This window comes from Candidatus Binatia bacterium, from assembly GCA_036493895.1.
Lineage (GTDB): Bacteria > Desulfobacterota > Binatia > UBA1149 > CAITLU01 > DATNBU01.
In genome coordinates this window covers 128,654-144,646 of record DASXOZ010000033.1, presented here as the reverse complement: position 1 = coordinate 144,646, position 15,993 = coordinate 128,654, and the positions used below count along the sequence as shown (strand labels likewise).

Genomic DNA, 15,993 nt, shown 5'->3' with positions numbered 1-15,993 from the left:
GCCCGAGTCGTCGAAACGCTGGTTGTAGCAATGGCTCGTGTCGAAGGTGCAGCCGGCGGCGCACGTCAGGGTTCCGCCCACGAAGCCCTGCGTCACACATGTCTTGCTGTTGAGATTCCCGACGTCGCAGTCCTCGCCGCTTTCCACGAGTGCGTTGCCGCATTGCGCGGGCAGGCCGCCACCGGCCAGCGCGGTCTCGACGTCCGCACTGTGGCCGTCGATCAGGTCCTTGATGTCGCTCTCATCGCCGGGATCGAGGCAGCTTCCGCTCGCTTGCGTCGCCTTGGACTCGGCCGCGGTCCACTTGCCCGAAAACGTCTCCTGGCACTTCGTGAAGTCGGGCGAGGCACCGGCCTTTAAGGCTTTCGCCTCGGTGCTGAGCCTGCATGCACCGTACTTGCCCGCAATACCGAGCTTGCCGGTCTGACACGTCAGGGCAGGACTCGACGCCGCGTAGGCTGCCGCCGAATGAACAATGATGGCGACGGCCACCAGGACCGAACCGAGGTTTCGCATGCAAGCACCTGAGCATGGATGTCGGCAGTCAGGCAGCAACCGTGCCACTGCACCCGAGCACCCCATGCATTTCAGGCACTCGACGGCTGGAAGGGCCGAAGAATGACACCAGGCCGTGGCTGACGCGAAAGGTAGCGAGGGAGCCGGTGGATCGAACAGGGCGCGCGAAATTCCTATTCCCTCGCGTCTCGAGGGATCACGGGAGGCTGCGCACTGCCCGAAGTGGGCCGAAGCCGGTAAGTCCGGCTTCGTTCCGGCTCACACCACCATATCGGAAGTTCACGCACCACGCCTCCACCTGGTTCGGCGCAAAGATCGTCGCCGTCCAAAAATAATCTCCATCTGTAGGAGTACACGCACACGCCGCGCTCGTCATGTCCGTGCACGCCGCGGTACAGTTTTCGGCGTCCAGACATTCCTGACTGCATCCGTCACGACTGTTACAGTCACATGCCGTATTGTCATCATAGGTTGCCGCATGAAACGCCACATTGATCATCGGGGGCGTGGCATCGGCTAAATCGATGATGGATTCCAACTCGGAGAGCTTGGGGACGCGCCAGCCGTAGTGTTGTGCGAAGCTCGCAGCGTTCAACTCGACGATCCGGTCCCATACCGTCCACGCCGGTGTCGGTGCGCCATAGGCAGCATTCGGGTCGATACACGTACCTTCGCCTTCCCCACATTGCGCACAACCAAGCCGGCTCCCCTCGGTCCATACGTTGCACGCTGTCGCCGCGTTCGGCGACGACTGGCAGAAGTTTCCCGAGATCTCGCACTTCCCCGCCCAGCTCAGATTGCCGTTTCCGGGCCCAAACGTCCTCTCCCACTGCAGGCCGGTCTGGTTGTCGGTGATCGTGCCGTCGTGGTTGTCCACGAAGCGCGTCGCGTAGCAGTTCCTGTCGTCGAAGGCGCAGTCGGCCCCGCATGCGAGCGTGCCGCCGACATATCCCAGCGTCCCGCAGGTCGCGCCGTTGAGATCGCCCTGATCGCAAACCTCGTCCCCGTCGATCGTACCGTTACCGCAATTGTGCGGTGCCTGCGTACAGGCGGAAGTATCGAACTTGCACGACCCGGTACAGGAAAGCGTGCCTCCATCGAAGCCCAGCGAAGCACACGTCCTCCCGTTGAGTGCGTTGCCGTCGCATTCCTCGCCGGGGACATTGACGCCGAAGTCGCCGCAGGCGGGAATCGCGAAGCCGAGGTTCAAGGCCGAGGCAATGATGCTGCTGGAGTTGGCGATATAGCCCTCCATCGCGGCCTCCTGGCCGCTGGACTGGCCGAACGTGCTCTCCAACGTGAACCACTTCTTGCTGAATTTGTCCTTGCAGGCGTTGATGGTCGTGTCGTACTTCGACTCGCTGCCATTCGTCACCAGCGTGCCTTCGGCCTTCTGACGGCAGGCGGCATACTTGCCGGCGGCGGTATTCTTACCGGCTTGGCATCTCTGCACCGGCGTCAAACTTGCCCAGCCCGGCGCTGCGCACATCAGCATCGTCGCCACGAGCGCTGCCCCCGCGATTGTCTTTCGCATAAACTGCCCGTTGCATGGTGGTTGGCAGACCAGACACCCAGCGTGCCGCTGCCACCGAAGCGCCCCATGCATTTCAGGCGACCGGCAGGTTCAAAATGTCGCGGACTCTCTCACTTGGCCGTCACTGACGGAAGCCCGAGCGCAGTCCCCGCCACATGCGGCGCCTTGCGTCGGCCGGGTACAACCGCCAGAAGCAGCGGCCTCGCCCGCCCTGTGTTCCACAGCAAAAGTTTCCGGGAGGAATAACGAACGACGAAAACCGTAATCGCCGCCACGCTCTTGTTGATCGTCCCGTCATTGGGGCTTGCTGCCACCACGACGACGAGCAAGACCTCTTCCACCTACACCGACTCTCCGGGCTTGGGCATCACGGTCTCCGTCATAGACTCCGTCATGGCGAGCATGCCGCTGCCGGACAAGTATTCCAGTAAAAAGAACACGCTGCTGATCACGACCACCTCGCAGGAATCCTGCGCGGCGGACCGCATGTCCTCGTCCGTCGTCGTCGGCGGCGTCACTGCACAAGGCGGCGCGAATTATAACGAGTGCGGCGACAATGGCGGGTTCGAGACGTTCACTCGCACCTGGGAGGTCCCATCGGAGGCCCAGGGGGGAACGGCGATTGCCGCGGGGTCGACCGTCGATCTGCACATGTCGTCGATGAACGGTACTGCGCAGCGGGCGCTGATCAACATCCAGGCGGTGGCTGTGAAGTAGGAAAACACCCGTCTTGGCCAATGCGGCCGGTCCCTCGCGAAGTGGGCGAGGTGGGCACAGTCGCATTGGCCGAGGCATGGGTGCGCCTCGATCGCACGCCCTGATCCCTCCCGCGAGGGCATCCCTCCCACACAACTGCGCTCAACGTCGTTGCGGCGACGTCGCGACGCGTGTGAGAAAAATCTCTACCCGCGTCAACCCGGCCGAGGGTTTCCTCATGGCTGGTACGCCCCTCGGCGTCCAGAATTTCCCCCTGAACTCGAACGGATCGAAGGCGCGACAAGTGCGCGCGTCTTCACGTCCCGGTGCCGGCGCCAACTCCGGCGCCCAGGAGAGAGCAACATGAAGCCAACGTCCCTTGCTGCATTCGTCGCCAGTCTTGCCGCCGTGTCGGTCTTTTCCTTGCAGACGCCCGCACGCGCCCAGATTGCGACAACCACCACCACCCAGAGTAGTTGTGACCTCGGATGCGAGACGCAGGCGGAAGCCTGCGGATCCGTAGCGCGAAGCGCTGGGCAATCGTGCCGGCGCGATTGCCACCACAACCAGGCCGGTCCCCAGGTCGGGACCTGCATGCATCAGTGCAATGCCACGTTCGGCTCTGACCGCCGCCAGTGCAACGTGACCCTGCAGACCTGCGAGTCGCAGTGCGAAGCCCAGGGCGAGGGCGACTGCCCGTCCGGGTGCGGCGATGGGCTCGCGATCTGTTCCCAGCAGGTAGCCTCCGCTGCCCGCACCTGCCTCAACGCGTGTACCGGCACCAACCGGCTACCGTGCCTGACGGCATGCGCGAGTGCCGCGCAAACCGGCGGCGCATCTTGTGCGCTGACCTTTACGAATTGCCTGACGGGTTGCGGTCAGGGGACCACCACCACGACGGAAGAGGTCACGACGACGACGACTCCGGCCCAGGGCGATACGACGACGACGCAGGAGGCAGCGACGACTACGACCATGCCGGGCAGCGGCGAGCCCTGTTCGAGCGGAACGGCGCCGCAGTGCCACGGCTTCTGCTCGAATCCGAATCAGACTTGTTTCCCCGAGCCTTCCGGCAACTGCACCTGCAGCGGCAAGGTAAAGTAAAGCGCCGATCACGTACTCTACCGCGCGGGCCAGCCGGAGTGCGGCCCGCGCGGGGCCGGTTCGCCTTCTCTCAGCTCCGATCCCGCGTTCGTCCAGGTAGCGAATTCCTGTTCAATGCGACAACTGCCGGCCTGACGCGCCAGCTCGTTCTCACCATCGAATAGGTCACAAAAAAGCGCCGGGCCGCCGATTCCTCGGCGACCCGGCGTATCCCAACAAATGGCCGGTCGGGCTCAGTGGGCGTTCTGTTTCTCGCCGCCGTGCCCCTGCGCACCGTGCGCAGCGCCGCCGGTGGGATGTCCGCCGCCACCGGCATGTCCCGTCGCGTGCATCGGCTGGGCGTGCTGCTCATGCGCCGCCGGCTGCCCATGCTGCTGGTGCATGGTCTCGGAGCGCATACCCTGCGTGCGGTTCATCTCGGTCGCGCCGCGCGCTCCCTGCACGTGTTCTCCACGCGACTGTGCGTGGTACTGCGTGGCGCTGCCGCGATTCTCACCGCGAACCTGCGTTCCGCCACGCTGCGTCTCCACGCTGCGGTTGTGCTCGATGTTTCGCTGTTCGCCTTCGGGCCTGCTCACCGTTCGATTCTCGTTCCAGCGCCCCTCGCGCTTCCAAGCGCTCCAGTTGTGCTCGACCTGGTCGTGCGCCACGCGCTCGTAGTTCCACGGGCGTCCGTGCCAGGTGTGCGAGCTGTACTCGGTGCGCCAGTCATGGGGAATGTTGCGGTAGAAGTACGGGGTACCGCCGCCGTAGGAGATCCAGTCGCGATCATAATAGTGCGAGCGGTACCAGTGCCCCTCCCACGGCCGCCAGTACCAGCCATCGACGAAGTACACGTCCTGGTCGTAGTCCGGGACCACGTAGACGCCGGTTCCCGGCAGCGCGACGAACTCGGGCGCTGCCGAGAACGTCAGTACCGGCGGAGCCGGGATTCCTATGCCGATGCTCACGTGCGCGGCGCGAGCGAGGTCCGCGTGCAGCGCAGGCAGAGCCACCAGGGCCGAAGCCAGCAGCAGCTTGGTCACAAGTGATTGTCTCGATTTCATAAAGTTCTCCCTCGTGCTCGGGTAGCTCGAGCTGAAGCGCCCCGCACCAGCGCGAGGCTTGGCGATTGGATGCAGGCGCTGGTCCCCGTATTCGATGGCCCACGCGCCTGCCCCGGCGCCCGCTTTCGGCCTGGCCGCAGGCGGGACAGGCTGGGCGTGCGGCGCTGTGCGACGCGGCGGCACGGACCTCAGGCGCCCGCTTCTGCACAGGGCGCCGGGGCGGCGCCGACGGCTTTGAATCCGGCAAGTTGCGCCGCTAAGGTGCAGGTGGTTTCCGAATCACCACAGCGTCCGACCCAAAGGGGCCCCACCCGGTGCGAATTTTCTCTCTGCGTCGTCCTATTTCCCTGACCCTTCTCGGGGCGGCGAGCCGCGGCCTCACACTGGTAGCCGTCGGGGCGATGCTGCTCGCCAGCCACTGCGGAGGAGGCGGAAACCAGAAGAATCCGCCGTTGCCTCACGTGGTCATTGAAGTGACCCCGCCGATGGTCGACGTCGGGCAGCGCTGGAACCTGGACGGCAGTAAGTCCACCGATCCCAACGGCGACTCCTCGAAAATGACGTTCCTGTGGCTGCTGATCAGCGGCGGCCTCGACACCAAGTTCGATGACCACTGCAAGGAGAACCCCGCCGAGATCTGCTCGTCCAACAGCGACGACCACTGCAGCAACGACACGACCCGCTTCTGCCACGCCGATTCGGACTGCATCAATTTCGGAACCTGCGCGTTCAATTCCGGAACCACTTCGCCCGACTGCACGACCGGCATCTGCGAGCTCGGGAAGGGTGGAACCTCGGCAACGGCTACCTTGCTGGCGAACGTTGCCGGTCCTTACGGCGTTCGCCTGACCGCCATCGGATCCAAGTCCAACGGCACCAAGACGGTCACGCTCAACACGTTCCCGTCGCTGTATGTCGTCGGCTCGCTGTTCCAGTTCGGCGGCACCGACGGCGCCCTGGTCGGCGACGTCCCCGATGCGGCCCAGTATACGCCCAACGCGTTCCAGGGTGCGTCCAACCCGGCCGACGGAAACCTGCTGCTGGTCGATTCGAGCCTGCGCGTCATCCGCGAGTTCGACCTCGTGACCGGCGACATCCTCGGGTCCTTCGGCGAGACCGACCAGTTCGTCGACGATCCCGCCGCGATCACGTTCAACCCCGAGACACACAACCTCTACGTGGCTGAGGACACCGGAAGGGTCACCGTCTTCGATGACCAGAGCGGCCTTCTGATCACGACTTTCGGCAACGTCGGGGCGCATCCGAAGGCGCTGCGGTTCTCGCCGACCACCGGCGACCTGCTCGTCATCAACGGCGATCCCGGCGTGCTCGACTTCGACGGCAGCGACGGCACTCCGAAGGGCGTTCTGGGCGGCACTGCCGGCGCCACGACCGAGCCGGTGGACCTCGATTTCCTCGGCGACTCCCTGCTGATTGCCGATGAGAGCGGCAAGGTGGTCGAGTGCGACGCCGACGGTGCAAGCTGCCACGCGTTCAGCTCCCAGCTCGACGGCATGCTGGCCGCCGGCAGCCCGAGCGCGATCGCCGTCAATCCGTCCAAGGACCAGACCGGCAACGACGTCCTCGTGGCCGACCCGGTCGGCCAGCGCGTGATCTCCTGCGACAGCGACGGCAGCGGCTGCGATACGTTCGGCGCCACCGACACGATCGACTCGCAGTTCAAGGACATCTTCTTCGCACCGGCCACGACGGCGACGACGACGACGAGCACTTCGACCACGACCACGACGACGCTCAAGTAGCCGGAGCCCGGGAGCGGGCGATGACGACGCGCGATCGAGCGTTCTTCGAGGAACAGGAGAGGGTGTCGCTCGCGCCGTGGGCGATGCACTCGAAGGACAGCCGGGGCAGGGCGTTCCCGGAGCCCGAGCACGCGTTCCGCGCCGCGTTCCAGCGCGACCGGGACCGCATCATCCACTCGAGCGCGTTCCGCCGCCTCGAGTACAAGACCCAGGTCTTCGTCAACCACGAAGGCGACTACTACCGAACGCGGCTGACCCACACGATGGAATGCGCGCAGATCACGCGCACGGTGGCGGCGATGCTCGGGCTCAACCGCGACCTTGCCGAAGCGGTCGCGCTCGCGCACGACCTCGGCCACACGCCGTTCGGGCACGCCGGCGAGCACGTGCTCGACGACCTCATGAAGGACTACGGCGGCTTCGACCACAACAGCCAGAGCCTGCGAATCGTCGAGGTGCTCGAGCAGCGATATCCAACCTTTGACGGTCTCAATCTCACGTACGAAGTTCGCGAAGGCATCGTCAAGCATTCGGGCCGTTTCGATCGGCCGCGGGTTGCGGACTTCGACGCGAAGAGCGCGCCGCCGCTGGAGGCGCAGATCGTCGATTTCTGCGACGAGGTTGCCTACAACGGCCACGACATCGACGACGGCATCCAGTCGGGCCTCATCACGCTCGAGGATCTCGAAGGCATCGAGCTGTGGGACGAGGCCTGGTGCGACGTTCGAAACGCGTGGCCCGATGCCAGCGCTTCGGTGCTTCGCCACCAGGCCGTGCGCCTGCTGATCGACCGCCTCGTGCACGACCTCATCGAAGCGATCGAAGAACGGATCCGCGCGCTGCAGATCCGTTCGATCGAGGACCTGCGCGAAGCGATGCCGCCAATTGCCGGGCCCAGCCCCGAAATGGACCGCCGCGTGCGCGAACTGAAGGCGCGCCTGTTCGAGCGGCTCTACCAGCACCAGAGAGTGCGCCGCATGGCCGCCAAGGCGGCGCGCGTGATGCGGGGCCTGTTCGAGGCCTACGTCCAGGACCCGCACCAGATGCCGCCGCACGTCGTGCACCGCGCGGGCGAAGCGATGTCGATCGAGCGTGTGATCGCCGACTACATTGCCGGGATGACCGACCGCTTCGCGCTCGACGAGTATGCCAAGCTCTACGATCCTTCCGAAAAAGTCTGAAATTTCCGGATCCGGGAATCCCCGCGGCTCCGGGTGGAGGCGTCTTCCGGCTGGCGCGAGCACGGGCCAGCGGCTGCGCCGTTGTCTCACGCCGCGCGCTGTGAGAAGGACCGGGGGGCGAGGGGTAGTGTCCCAAGGACACGACCGGGCCAGGGTGGATCATTGAAATCGCCGGATACCGACGAGCTTGCGCGCAGTCTGGATGCGCTCGGCATCCAGGCACCGCTGCTCGTCGGCCTGATCGCACACGCACCGGCGCCGCTGGCGGTGTACGCGCGCGACGGGCGTCACCTGTTCGGCAACTTCGCCTGTCGCAACCTGTTCGGCCACGAGCCTCCTGCGGCTTACGACTTGCGCAACGATTCGATCCTCGACGGCGTCGGCCTGCTGCCCGAGATCGAGAAGGTGTTCGCGGGACAGACCGTCACGCTGCCGATCGTATGGTACGACCCGCGCGAGCTCGCCGGCCTCGACATCGCCGAAGGGCGGCGCGTCGCGATCGTCGCGACGTTGTTCCCGCTGCTCGACGGCCATGGCGAGGTAGCGTACGTGGCCGCCAGCTTCCGCGACGAGACCGATGCGGTCCTGGCACGCGAACGCGCGGCCGCCGAAAGCACCCAGCGTGAGCGCCTGCGAGTCGAAGCCGAGTACGCCGCCGCCGAGCTGCACAGCAGCCGCGAACAGCTGAGGCTGATCCTCGAGAACGCGCCGGTCGGCGTGGCCTACCTCGATCACGACCATCGCCACGTCTTCGTCAGCCGCCGCTACGCCGCACGGCTCGGCTTCGAACCCGAGCGCCTCCACGGAGCGACGCTGAGGGAAGTGTGGGGCGACGCCGTCGCCGGCGCCGTCGCTCCCGAGCTCGAGCGGGCGCTTGCCGGCCACTCGCGCGAGTTCGAGCTGGAGCTGCCGGAGCCGAGCGGCCGCAACGTCTACGTGCGCTGCGCCCATGCACCGGACGTCGACGAGCATGGCCGGGTACGCGGCGTCGTCGTCGTTCTCACCGACTTGACGGAAATCCGTCGCGACCAGATCGAGCTGCGCGAGAACCGCCTGCACCTGGAGTCTTCGCAGCGCATCGCGCACGTCGGAAGCTGGGAGCTCGACCTGCGCGGTTGGAAGGCCGGCGACGAACGCGACATGCGCTGCTCCGACGAGTGCTTCCGCATCTTCGGTCTGGAACCGGGAGAGGTGCATCCGTCGATGGGGATCTTCGCGGGACTCATTCATCCCGACGACCGCGACCGCGTCCTTGAAGCGGTGCGCGGCGCGATCGAGGACGGGGTGCCGTATTCGGTCGAGTACAGGAGCCGGCGCCGCGACGGCAGCGAAGGGATCGTGCACACGCGTGCCGAGCGTGCCGGCGTCGCCGAGGGATTGCCGCGACTGATCGGCACTACGCAGGACGTAACCGAGATTGCCCAGGCGCGGCGCGAGATCGAGAGCCTGAACGAGAAGCTCGAGGCACGTGTCGCCGAGCGCACGAGCCAGCTCGCCACCGCCAACCGCGACCTCGAGTTCTTCATCCATTCCGTATCCCACGACCTGCACACTCCGCTGCGCAGCATCGCCGGATTCACAGGGCTGCTCGCTTCCGAGCACCGTGCGGCGCTGGCCGGCGAAGCGGGCGAATACTTGCGCCGCATCACGGACGCGACCCGGCGAATGGAGGCTCTGATCGACGACCTGCTCGAGCTCTCGCGGGTGGGTCAGGCCGCGCTGCACGTCCAGAGCGTGAATACCGGCGCGCTGGTGCGCGAAGTGCTCGACGAGCTGCTGGCGACCACGCCCGAAGGCGCGGTCGAGGTGGTCGTCGGAAATCTGCCGCACTGCCAGGCCGACTCCACGCTGCTGCGGCAGGTGTTCGTCAACCTGATTGCCAATGCGGTCAAGTTCAGCCGCGACCGGCGGCCGGCCCGCGTCGAGGTTGCGTGCGAGAGCGATGCAGGCGTGGACACGTGGAGCGTGCACGACAACGGCATCGGTTTCTCGATGCAACGGTGCGAAGAAATGTTCGACGTGTTCCGCCGCCTTCATCCGGACGACGGCTACGAGGGCAGCGGCGTCGGGCTGTCGATCGTGCGACGCATCGTCGAGCTCCACGGCGGCGCGGTATGGGCCGAGGCGGTGCCCGATGCGGGAGCGACGTTCCGATTCACGCTGGGCCGGACCCAGAGCAGCCGCAGTCGCATGCTCACGGGAACCTGAGCACCACCGGCATTCGACACCTTGGGCGCGCGTTCGCGCTCAGCGCAGCGCTGGAAGTACTTCGGTCGTGAAACGTGCCGAGGCCGCCGAAGCCTCGGCCGCATCGGCATTGGCGGAAGGGCCGATCACGACCAGTTTCTGTATTCCGAGCGCAGCGATCTCCCTCAGGCGCCGGATGCACGCATCGCCCGGTCCGAGCACGGCGAAGCTCGTCGCGAAATCTTCGGTGAGCTTTGCGGCCTGCGGCGTACCGGTCATCGTGTGGCGACGCATGTCATAGGCGCGGTGCACGCTTTCGAGCACTTCGCGCTGCTTGTCGTCCACCGGGCCGCGCACGTGACCGTGCATTACGGAGAAGCGCGCGAACGAGGCCAGTCCTCCTTCGGCAAGCCGCAGCGCCTCGCGTGCATCGCGATGGACGACGACGTTGACGTAGGCGCCGAGCCCGAGAGTGGCAGGATCCAGCCCGGCTGCGACACGCGCAGCGCGTGCCGTATCGATCGCCCACCGCAGGCGCGCCGGATCGGCGCCGGCCGCAAACGTGATGCTCTCGGCATGGCGCGCCGCCGCCGCGATGACCTTCGGACCGGTGGCCGCGACGTCGACCGGAACCTTCTTCAGCGTCGGTCGCAGCCAGTGAAGGCGGCTGTCGGGCGGCGCTCCGGCAAGACCCAGCGTCTCGAGCGCCGGCGCGCCGACGATCTGCGATGCCGCATCGGCAAGCGCGAGGCCGTCTCCGCGAAGATAGACCTGGAGCTGCGCGAGATAGCGCTCGAAGACCGGCACCGCGGCAGGCGCCAGCCCGAGATGGGCCAGGGCCGAATCGCCACGGCCGATGCCGAGCACGGCGCGGCCTCCGGATTCGGCCTGGACCGTCGCGATGGCCGATGCGGTCACGGCGGCGTGCCGAGTCAGGGGATTGGTGACTCCGGTGGCGAGCTTGATCCGTTCGGTTGCGTGGGCCGCCAGCGCGAGCGCGACGTAGGGATCGCCCGCAAGGTTCTGCGAATCGACGACCGCAAAGCCGTCGAAGCCGGCGCGCTCGGCCGCGACCGCCTGGCGCGCCGCAACTTTCGGAAGACCGACACCGAGCGTCCAGACTTCGAGCGCCACGGCCGTCGAATTACCCAAGGCCACTACCGATGGCCAGAGCGGACGGGGATCCGAGGCCGGGCAGAGGTGGAGGCCCCTGGAAAGCCACGCGGATGTGGACCCGGAAGACGCCGTAGCCTGGTTTACATAATATATCTTATCAGACGTTGACCGGGCGTTTCCGGAGGCCAATGTCCGGTTATTCCGATTTGGAAAACATCCGGTTCCGGGCGAAGCCGTCGGTCGTTGCGCGGGCCTGCGGCGGCCCGCGGCGCAGAGTGGATCTATGCCGCGAGGGCTCGACCGAGATCCAGACCTACTTGCCTTTTTCAGGTAAGTTCTCGGGCTCTTCGCGTCGGTCCCGGCCAAAGCCAAGACCGACGCGGAGCCGAGACGATCAGTTCGTGGAATAGGTCACGTTCCAATCGCTTCGCAAGCGGGCTGGACCCGGCAGTCCCGTGGCCGAATTCACGCTGCCGTTGCTTGACGGCGCCACGCAGAACGCTGCCACGGTGCGGGGATTCGCGGTGTCCTGTATTCCGCTCGCCTGGATCGTCGCGCCGAAACACGGATGCGGCTGAGAAATTGTACAGTTGCCGGCCACGATGGGATGGAGCGCCGCGCAGTCCATGTTGGTGTTGCAGGCGTAGATTCCTTTGCCATCCTCTTCAACGTGAGCGTCACAGTAGTGGTCATTGTCACTCAGCATGCCACATGTTCCCTCTCCCTGCCCGTCCACGACGCAGTTGCCGTCGCTGCAGTTGTTCGGTTGCACCGGGTCCCCGCCTGTGAAGTCCGAACAGGTTCCGTCACCCAGCGCCGCGCACTGCGAGTCCGCCGAACACGGCACCGAAGGATCGCCCGAGCACGCTTCACACGGACAGAACTCCGAGTTGTTGGGTGCGCTGCAAGGGAGTCCCGATGACAGCGTTGCCGTGCCGGTTGTCTCCGTACGCACAAGAGGCAATCCGCTTCCGACGATGTTGGCACCGAAAGGCGGCATGCAATCGTAGCTGGTCGATCCGCCACCGGTTGGATAGCTCGGGTCGCTGCCGTTGTCGTCACACGTAAGGCCGTTGGAGGGGCCGCCACTGCAGGTGCCACCCCGCACTCCGTCGTTCGGCGTGGGATCACCGATGCAGATGGGACAGGGCTGCTGGAAGCTGCCGGTGAAGATGAACATTCGCTCCACCATCGTCACGGCGCCCTGCCCGGCGACGGGATCCCAGGTCCCCGAGGCTTGGGTGTTCGCACGCCGGTAAGTGCAAATAGGAGTCCCCGCGGGGACCATCGGCGTCGGCGGCGTCGTGTAGCGATCGCAAAAATTACCGCCGCAGTGGACGGCGTCGCTGGCACCAGGCTGGTCACACGTGACGCGCGAATCGTTCTCGCAACGCAGGACCTCGGTAACCGGATCGTATCCGGTAATCGTGCACGCGCCGCAGTTCGGAGGCGTAGCCGAACCGCAGTCCAGGGCAAAGCCCACACTCGATCCATCAACCGGGTCCATATTGTGGAAAAAGCCTTTCCAGCCGAGATCGATCTCCGTCGCTCGATCGATCGCCGCGGTGTCTGCCCGCAATGTCCACTGCATTGCGGTCGGGCAAGGCAGAATCTGAACCGGTGTCCACGTGCTGGCATGGGACGAGAGCGCGACCAGCTGGAGGTCTCCGCTCGGAAGCACCGTGCGCGACTGCAGGCAGGGATCGGGAACAGCCTGGCCCGCCGGCCCGGTGCAATCCGGAATCGCCACGCCATTGCGGGTGAGCGTTACCGTGTTCGGGTCGGCCGGCAGCACCGAACTGTCCACGACGAAAGTCAGGACGAGCGGTGCCGTCGTGGTTGCATCGGGTGCAGTCACATCTACCTGGTGTGAGAGCACCGCGTATCCTGACGGCGGCGCATCGGTTACATCCGTTACGCGCAACTGGACCACGCCCGGGTTGGGCGTCTCGACGCTGCTCGTCACCGGTATGGCCGCACTTGCCCCGGCATTCGACGGATCGGTGCTCACCGTGTCGCCGCCGCCGGCGCTCTGGCTCGTTTCGACACAAACGCTCTCGCTGCCGATGCACGCCACGATTGCGGCGACCGCGGCTTCGATCGCAGTCCGGCTCGGATCCAACTGTCCCGTCGCGCAGCCACCAAGCCCCTCGGCTTTCGAGAAAGCGGTCGAGAGCAGGCTTCGTGCTTTGTCGATCGCGGTCGAAAGCTTGGTCGCGTCGTGCGACTTGATGTCGCTGGCGTGCGCCTTCAAGAGCGCCGCGGCAAACTTGCCGGAACCCTTGAGTTCCTGGGACGCGCACGTTCCACCCGTCGGCGGCACTGGGATAGTCCCTGCGAGGTTCGTTGCCATCGTGTCCAGAACTGCCTCCGTCGTCGCGGCGACACCGTTGCACGACGGGGGCGACTTGGCGTCGGCGGAAGTGAATCCGCCTTCGAGCTTCGTCTGACTCTTGCCGGTACAAACCGAATCGACCGCGGATCCAGTCGACGCCGCCTTGGCGGAGCAGGCCATCAGACCTGATGCATACTTGCCGACGTCACCGAGCTTGGTCGCTCGACAAGTCACTGCAGGAGACGTCGATGCGATCGCCGGACCGATGGAAGCCGCGAGCATCAGCGTGGTCAGGCAGCAGCAGGCCAGACCACCTGCGTGCGACGTCCGAAGTTTCCTGACGAAGATTTGATACATTTTCCCGTCCCCTTTTTTCGACCTCGAGCCTCGCAACGCCGGTGCCCGTGCCGCAACAGATACTCAGTGAAAGGATCGCCAGCTACCCACGACTGGAGCGCTGACCGGCAATCGAGGATCGTCCATGTAGGATCCCCAGGGGCTGCACAAGGCCGAAACGTGGCCTGCGGCACAGCTCTCGCAAGCCGTTTGCCCCATTTAGCTGGCGCCGGTCGGTTTCATCGTCCGACGCTCAGCGCGGCCCCGCGAACCCCACCGGCAGGCTGCCGAGCACGCGGAACAACGAGGTTCCCCAGCGCGGCTCTCCGACGAGCTCGAGGCCGCGGATGCGACGCACCAGGCCGCCGATCGCGACCCGGGTCTCCATGCGCGCAAGGTGCGCGCCCAAGCAGAAATGCATGCCGCCGCCGAATGCCAGGTGGTCGTTGTCGCGGCGGCGGATGTCGAAGCGGTCCGGGTCGGCAAAGCGTGCCGGATCGTGGTTTGCCGCGCCGAGAAGGCACATCACCGGGACGTTGGCCGGAATCGTCTTGTTCCCGTAGCGCGACTCCTCGCGCGTGATGCGAATGGTCAGCAGGATCGGCCCATCGTAGCGAAGGCATTCCTCGACGGTACCCGTGATCAGCGAAGGATCGGATTCGAGGGCCGCAAGCTCGCCGGGATTGCGAAGCAGCGCGAGCACGCCGTTGCCGATCAAGCCGATCGTCGTCTCGAAGCCGGCGATCAGCAGGCCGATCGACTGCGACAGCAGCTCCTCGGGGCTCAGTCGGTCGCCGCCTTCTTCGGCCCGGATCATGTCACTGAGAATGTCCTCGCCGAGATTGCGGCGCCGGTCTTCGATCAGGTCCGTGAAATAGGCGCTGAGCTTGCCCGCCGCGTCTACGCCGCGCGCGACGACTTCGGGATCGGCCAGCAGCGCCGCCAGCAGGTGCGTCGCTGCGGAGGTCCATTCGGTGAAGCGCGCACGATCGGCCACGGGGACACCCATCATCTCGCAGATCACGGTGGCCGGCACCGGAAGCGCAAGGTCTGCGATCACGTCCATCGAGCCGCGCTCGAGAACTTCGTCGAGACGCTCGTCGACGATGGCCTCGGCGCGGGCGCGAAGCCTTTCCGTCGCTTTCGGGCGAAACGCCGGGCTCATGAGCTTGCGAAGCCGCGTGTGGTCGGGCGGATCCTGCTGCAGGATGAAGCGGCGCGGAACACTGAGACCGGGCGCCGAGCCGCCGAACGTCGAGCCGTCGGCAAAGCGCACTCCCGACGGCGTCTCGCGCAGCATGCGTACGACGTCGTCGTAACGGGTAAGCCTCCAGACTCCGAACGGAGTCTCATTGACGGGATCGTATTCGCGGATGCGCGCGAGCACGGCGTAAGGATCGGGCTGCCGCGCCATCAGCGGCGGGAACGCGCCGAGCCACGGGTCGGATTTCCAGGAGTCGTCGGCCACGGCCGCCGCTTCGAGCGTTTCTACCCGTGCCATGCGGACCGACCTCACCACCGGCCTGCCACGCGAGCAAACCGGCGCCACGCGACAAAACGCAGCGTTGCCGCCGCCAGCAGCATCGCGATGAAAAACCCGTATTCGAGCAGCGGAGAAACCGCCTGCTTGCGGCCGACGCTGTCCGTCAGGCACAGGAAGAACACTGCCCACACGAAGTGCAATCCTACCCGATGGAGTTGGCCCCAGCGCTGCGGACCGACAGCTTTCTTGAGCGCGTCGAACGACGTCAGGGTCATCGCCGCAACCAGCATCAGCCCGGGAATCCCGATCGTGAAATCGGCCGTCTGCACCATCGGTGGCCGCTCGGGAATATAGAGCGCAAACATCCTCAGGATGAACGCGACGTGCATCGACATGCTGATGCCGAAAATGATTCCGAACGCTCGCCGCTTCGCGAGCAGACGCCGGCCGAGAGCTTCCGGTCCCAGCACCGAAACGGGCCAGGCCAGGTACGCGAGCAGGAACCACAGCATCGAGACGCGCGCCGTGATGCGCAGCGCAAGCTCGATCCCGGGCGACTCGATGCCGAAGACGGCGAGCACCGCGAGCGCGACGCTTGCATTGACGAGCGACGCGCCCGCGATCAGCCGAAAGTCGCTGGCGCGGCTCCAGGCAACCTCGGTGCGCCCTGCCCCTTGCGGCATCGCGGCGGCCGAA

The 15,993-nt window shown here is 65.8% G+C and carries 12 protein-coding genes; 5 read left to right on the top strand and 7 right to left on the bottom strand.

Translation table 11 applies throughout. From position 1 onward, the window contains the following. Window positions 1–516: hypothetical protein (locus tag VGK20_09325; protein ID HEY2774238.1), on the bottom strand; the 516-nt coding region annotated here is incomplete at its 3' end. Window positions 517–712: 196 nt separating this feature from the next. After that, window positions 713–2,011: a DUF1566 domain-containing protein gene (locus tag VGK20_09320; protein ID HEY2774237.1), complete on the bottom strand. Its 1,299-nt coding sequence runs from the start codon at window positions 2,009–2,011 to the stop codon at window positions 713–715. 318 nt (window positions 2,012–2,329) lie between these two features. Between VGK20_09320 and VGK20_09315 the strand changes: the two genes are divergently transcribed. Then, a complete protein-coding gene (locus VGK20_09315; protein HEY2774236.1) occupies window positions 2,330–2,767 on the top strand; it encodes a hypothetical protein in 438 nt (145 codons plus the stop codon). A gap of 342 nt (window positions 2,768–3,109) precedes the next feature. Beyond that, window positions 3,110–3,850 (top strand): hypothetical protein, encoded by a 741-nt coding sequence (locus VGK20_09310; protein HEY2774235.1) that lies wholly within the window; start codon window positions 3,110–3,112, stop codon window positions 3,848–3,850. A gap of 233 nt (window positions 3,851–4,083) precedes the next feature. Here the strand turns inward: VGK20_09310 and VGK20_09305 are convergent, their stop codons facing one another. Next, on the bottom strand, window positions 4,084–4,896 hold the full coding sequence (locus tag VGK20_09305) for a hypothetical protein (GenBank protein ID HEY2774234.1): 813 nt from the start codon (window positions 4,894–4,896) through the stop codon (window positions 4,084–4,086). 314 nt (window positions 4,897–5,210) lie between these two features. On the opposite strand from VGK20_09305, the gene VGK20_09300 reads away from it, so the two are divergent. The 3 genes from VGK20_09300 (at window position 5,211) to VGK20_09290 (ending at window position 10,048) form a co-directional block, all read left to right on the top strand. After that, the gene (locus VGK20_09300; protein ID HEY2774233.1) at window positions 5,211–6,659 is read left to right on the top strand and encodes a hypothetical protein; all 1,449 of its coding nucleotides are present in this window, start codon (window positions 5,211–5,213) and stop codon (window positions 6,657–6,659) included. A 20-nt stretch (window positions 6,660–6,679) separates the two neighbouring features. Beyond that, window positions 6,680–7,840 (top strand): deoxyguanosinetriphosphate triphosphohydrolase, encoded by a 1,161-nt coding sequence (locus tag VGK20_09295; GenBank protein ID HEY2774232.1) that lies wholly within the window; start codon window positions 6,680–6,682, stop codon window positions 7,838–7,840. Between the two features lie 162 nt (window positions 7,841–8,002). Beyond that, a complete protein-coding gene (locus tag VGK20_09290) occupies window positions 8,003–10,048 on the top strand; it encodes a PAS domain-containing protein (protein ID HEY2774231.1) in 2,046 nt (681 codons plus the stop codon). A 39-nt stretch (window positions 10,049–10,087) separates the two neighbouring features. On the opposite strand, the gene VGK20_09285 is transcribed toward VGK20_09290, so the two are convergent. From VGK20_09285 to VGK20_09270, 4 genes are all read right to left on the bottom strand, one after another. Next, complete coding sequence (locus VGK20_09285) at window positions 10,088–11,179, bottom strand: LLM class flavin-dependent oxidoreductase (GenBank protein HEY2774230.1); 1,092 nt, start codon at window positions 11,177–11,179, stop codon at window positions 10,088–10,090. 358 nt (window positions 11,180–11,537) lie between these two features. Next, window positions 11,538–13,760: a hypothetical protein gene (locus tag VGK20_09280; protein HEY2774229.1), complete on the bottom strand. Its 2,223-nt coding sequence runs from the start codon at window positions 13,758–13,760 to the stop codon at window positions 11,538–11,540. A 307-nt stretch (window positions 13,761–14,067) separates the two neighbouring features. Then, window positions 14,068–15,315, bottom strand: coding sequence for a cytochrome P450 (locus tag VGK20_09275; protein HEY2774228.1), 1,248 nt, complete (start codon window positions 15,313–15,315; stop codon window positions 14,068–14,070). 11 nt (window positions 15,316–15,326) lie between these two features. Continuing rightward, window positions 15,327–15,980, bottom strand: a complete 654-nt coding sequence (locus tag VGK20_09270; GenBank protein ID HEY2774227.1) for a hypothetical protein — start codon at window positions 15,978–15,980, stop codon at window positions 15,327–15,329. Window positions 15,981–15,993: the final 13 nt, after the last annotated feature.

Bases quoted from the DNA above. Each gene is read 5' to 3' on its own strand.
- VGK20_09320 (HEY2774237.1), bottom strand. From the start codon at position 2,011: ATGCTGATGTGCGCAGCGCCGGGCTGGGCAAGTTTGACGCCGGTGCAG.
- VGK20_09310 (HEY2774235.1), top strand. From the start codon at position 3,110: ATGAAGCCAACGTCCCTTGCTGCATTCGTCGCCAGTCTTGCCGCCGTG.
- VGK20_09305 (HEY2774234.1), bottom strand. From the start codon at position 4,896: ATGAAATCGAGACAATCACTTGTGACCAAGCTGCTGCTGGCTTCGGCC.
- VGK20_09295 (HEY2774232.1), top strand. From the start codon at position 6,680: ATGACGACGCGCGATCGAGCGTTCTTCGAGGAACAGGAGAGGGTGTCG.
- VGK20_09280 (HEY2774229.1), bottom strand. From the start codon at position 13,760: ATGCTCGCGGCTTCCATCGGTCCGGCGATCGCATCGACGTCTCCTGCA.
- VGK20_09275 (HEY2774228.1), bottom strand. From the start codon at position 15,315: ATGGCACGGGTAGAAACGCTCGAAGCGGCGGCCGTGGCCGACGACTCC.
- VGK20_09270 (HEY2774227.1), bottom strand. From the start codon at position 15,980: ATGCCGCAAGGGGCAGGGCGCACCGAGGTTGCCTGGAGCCGCGCCAGC.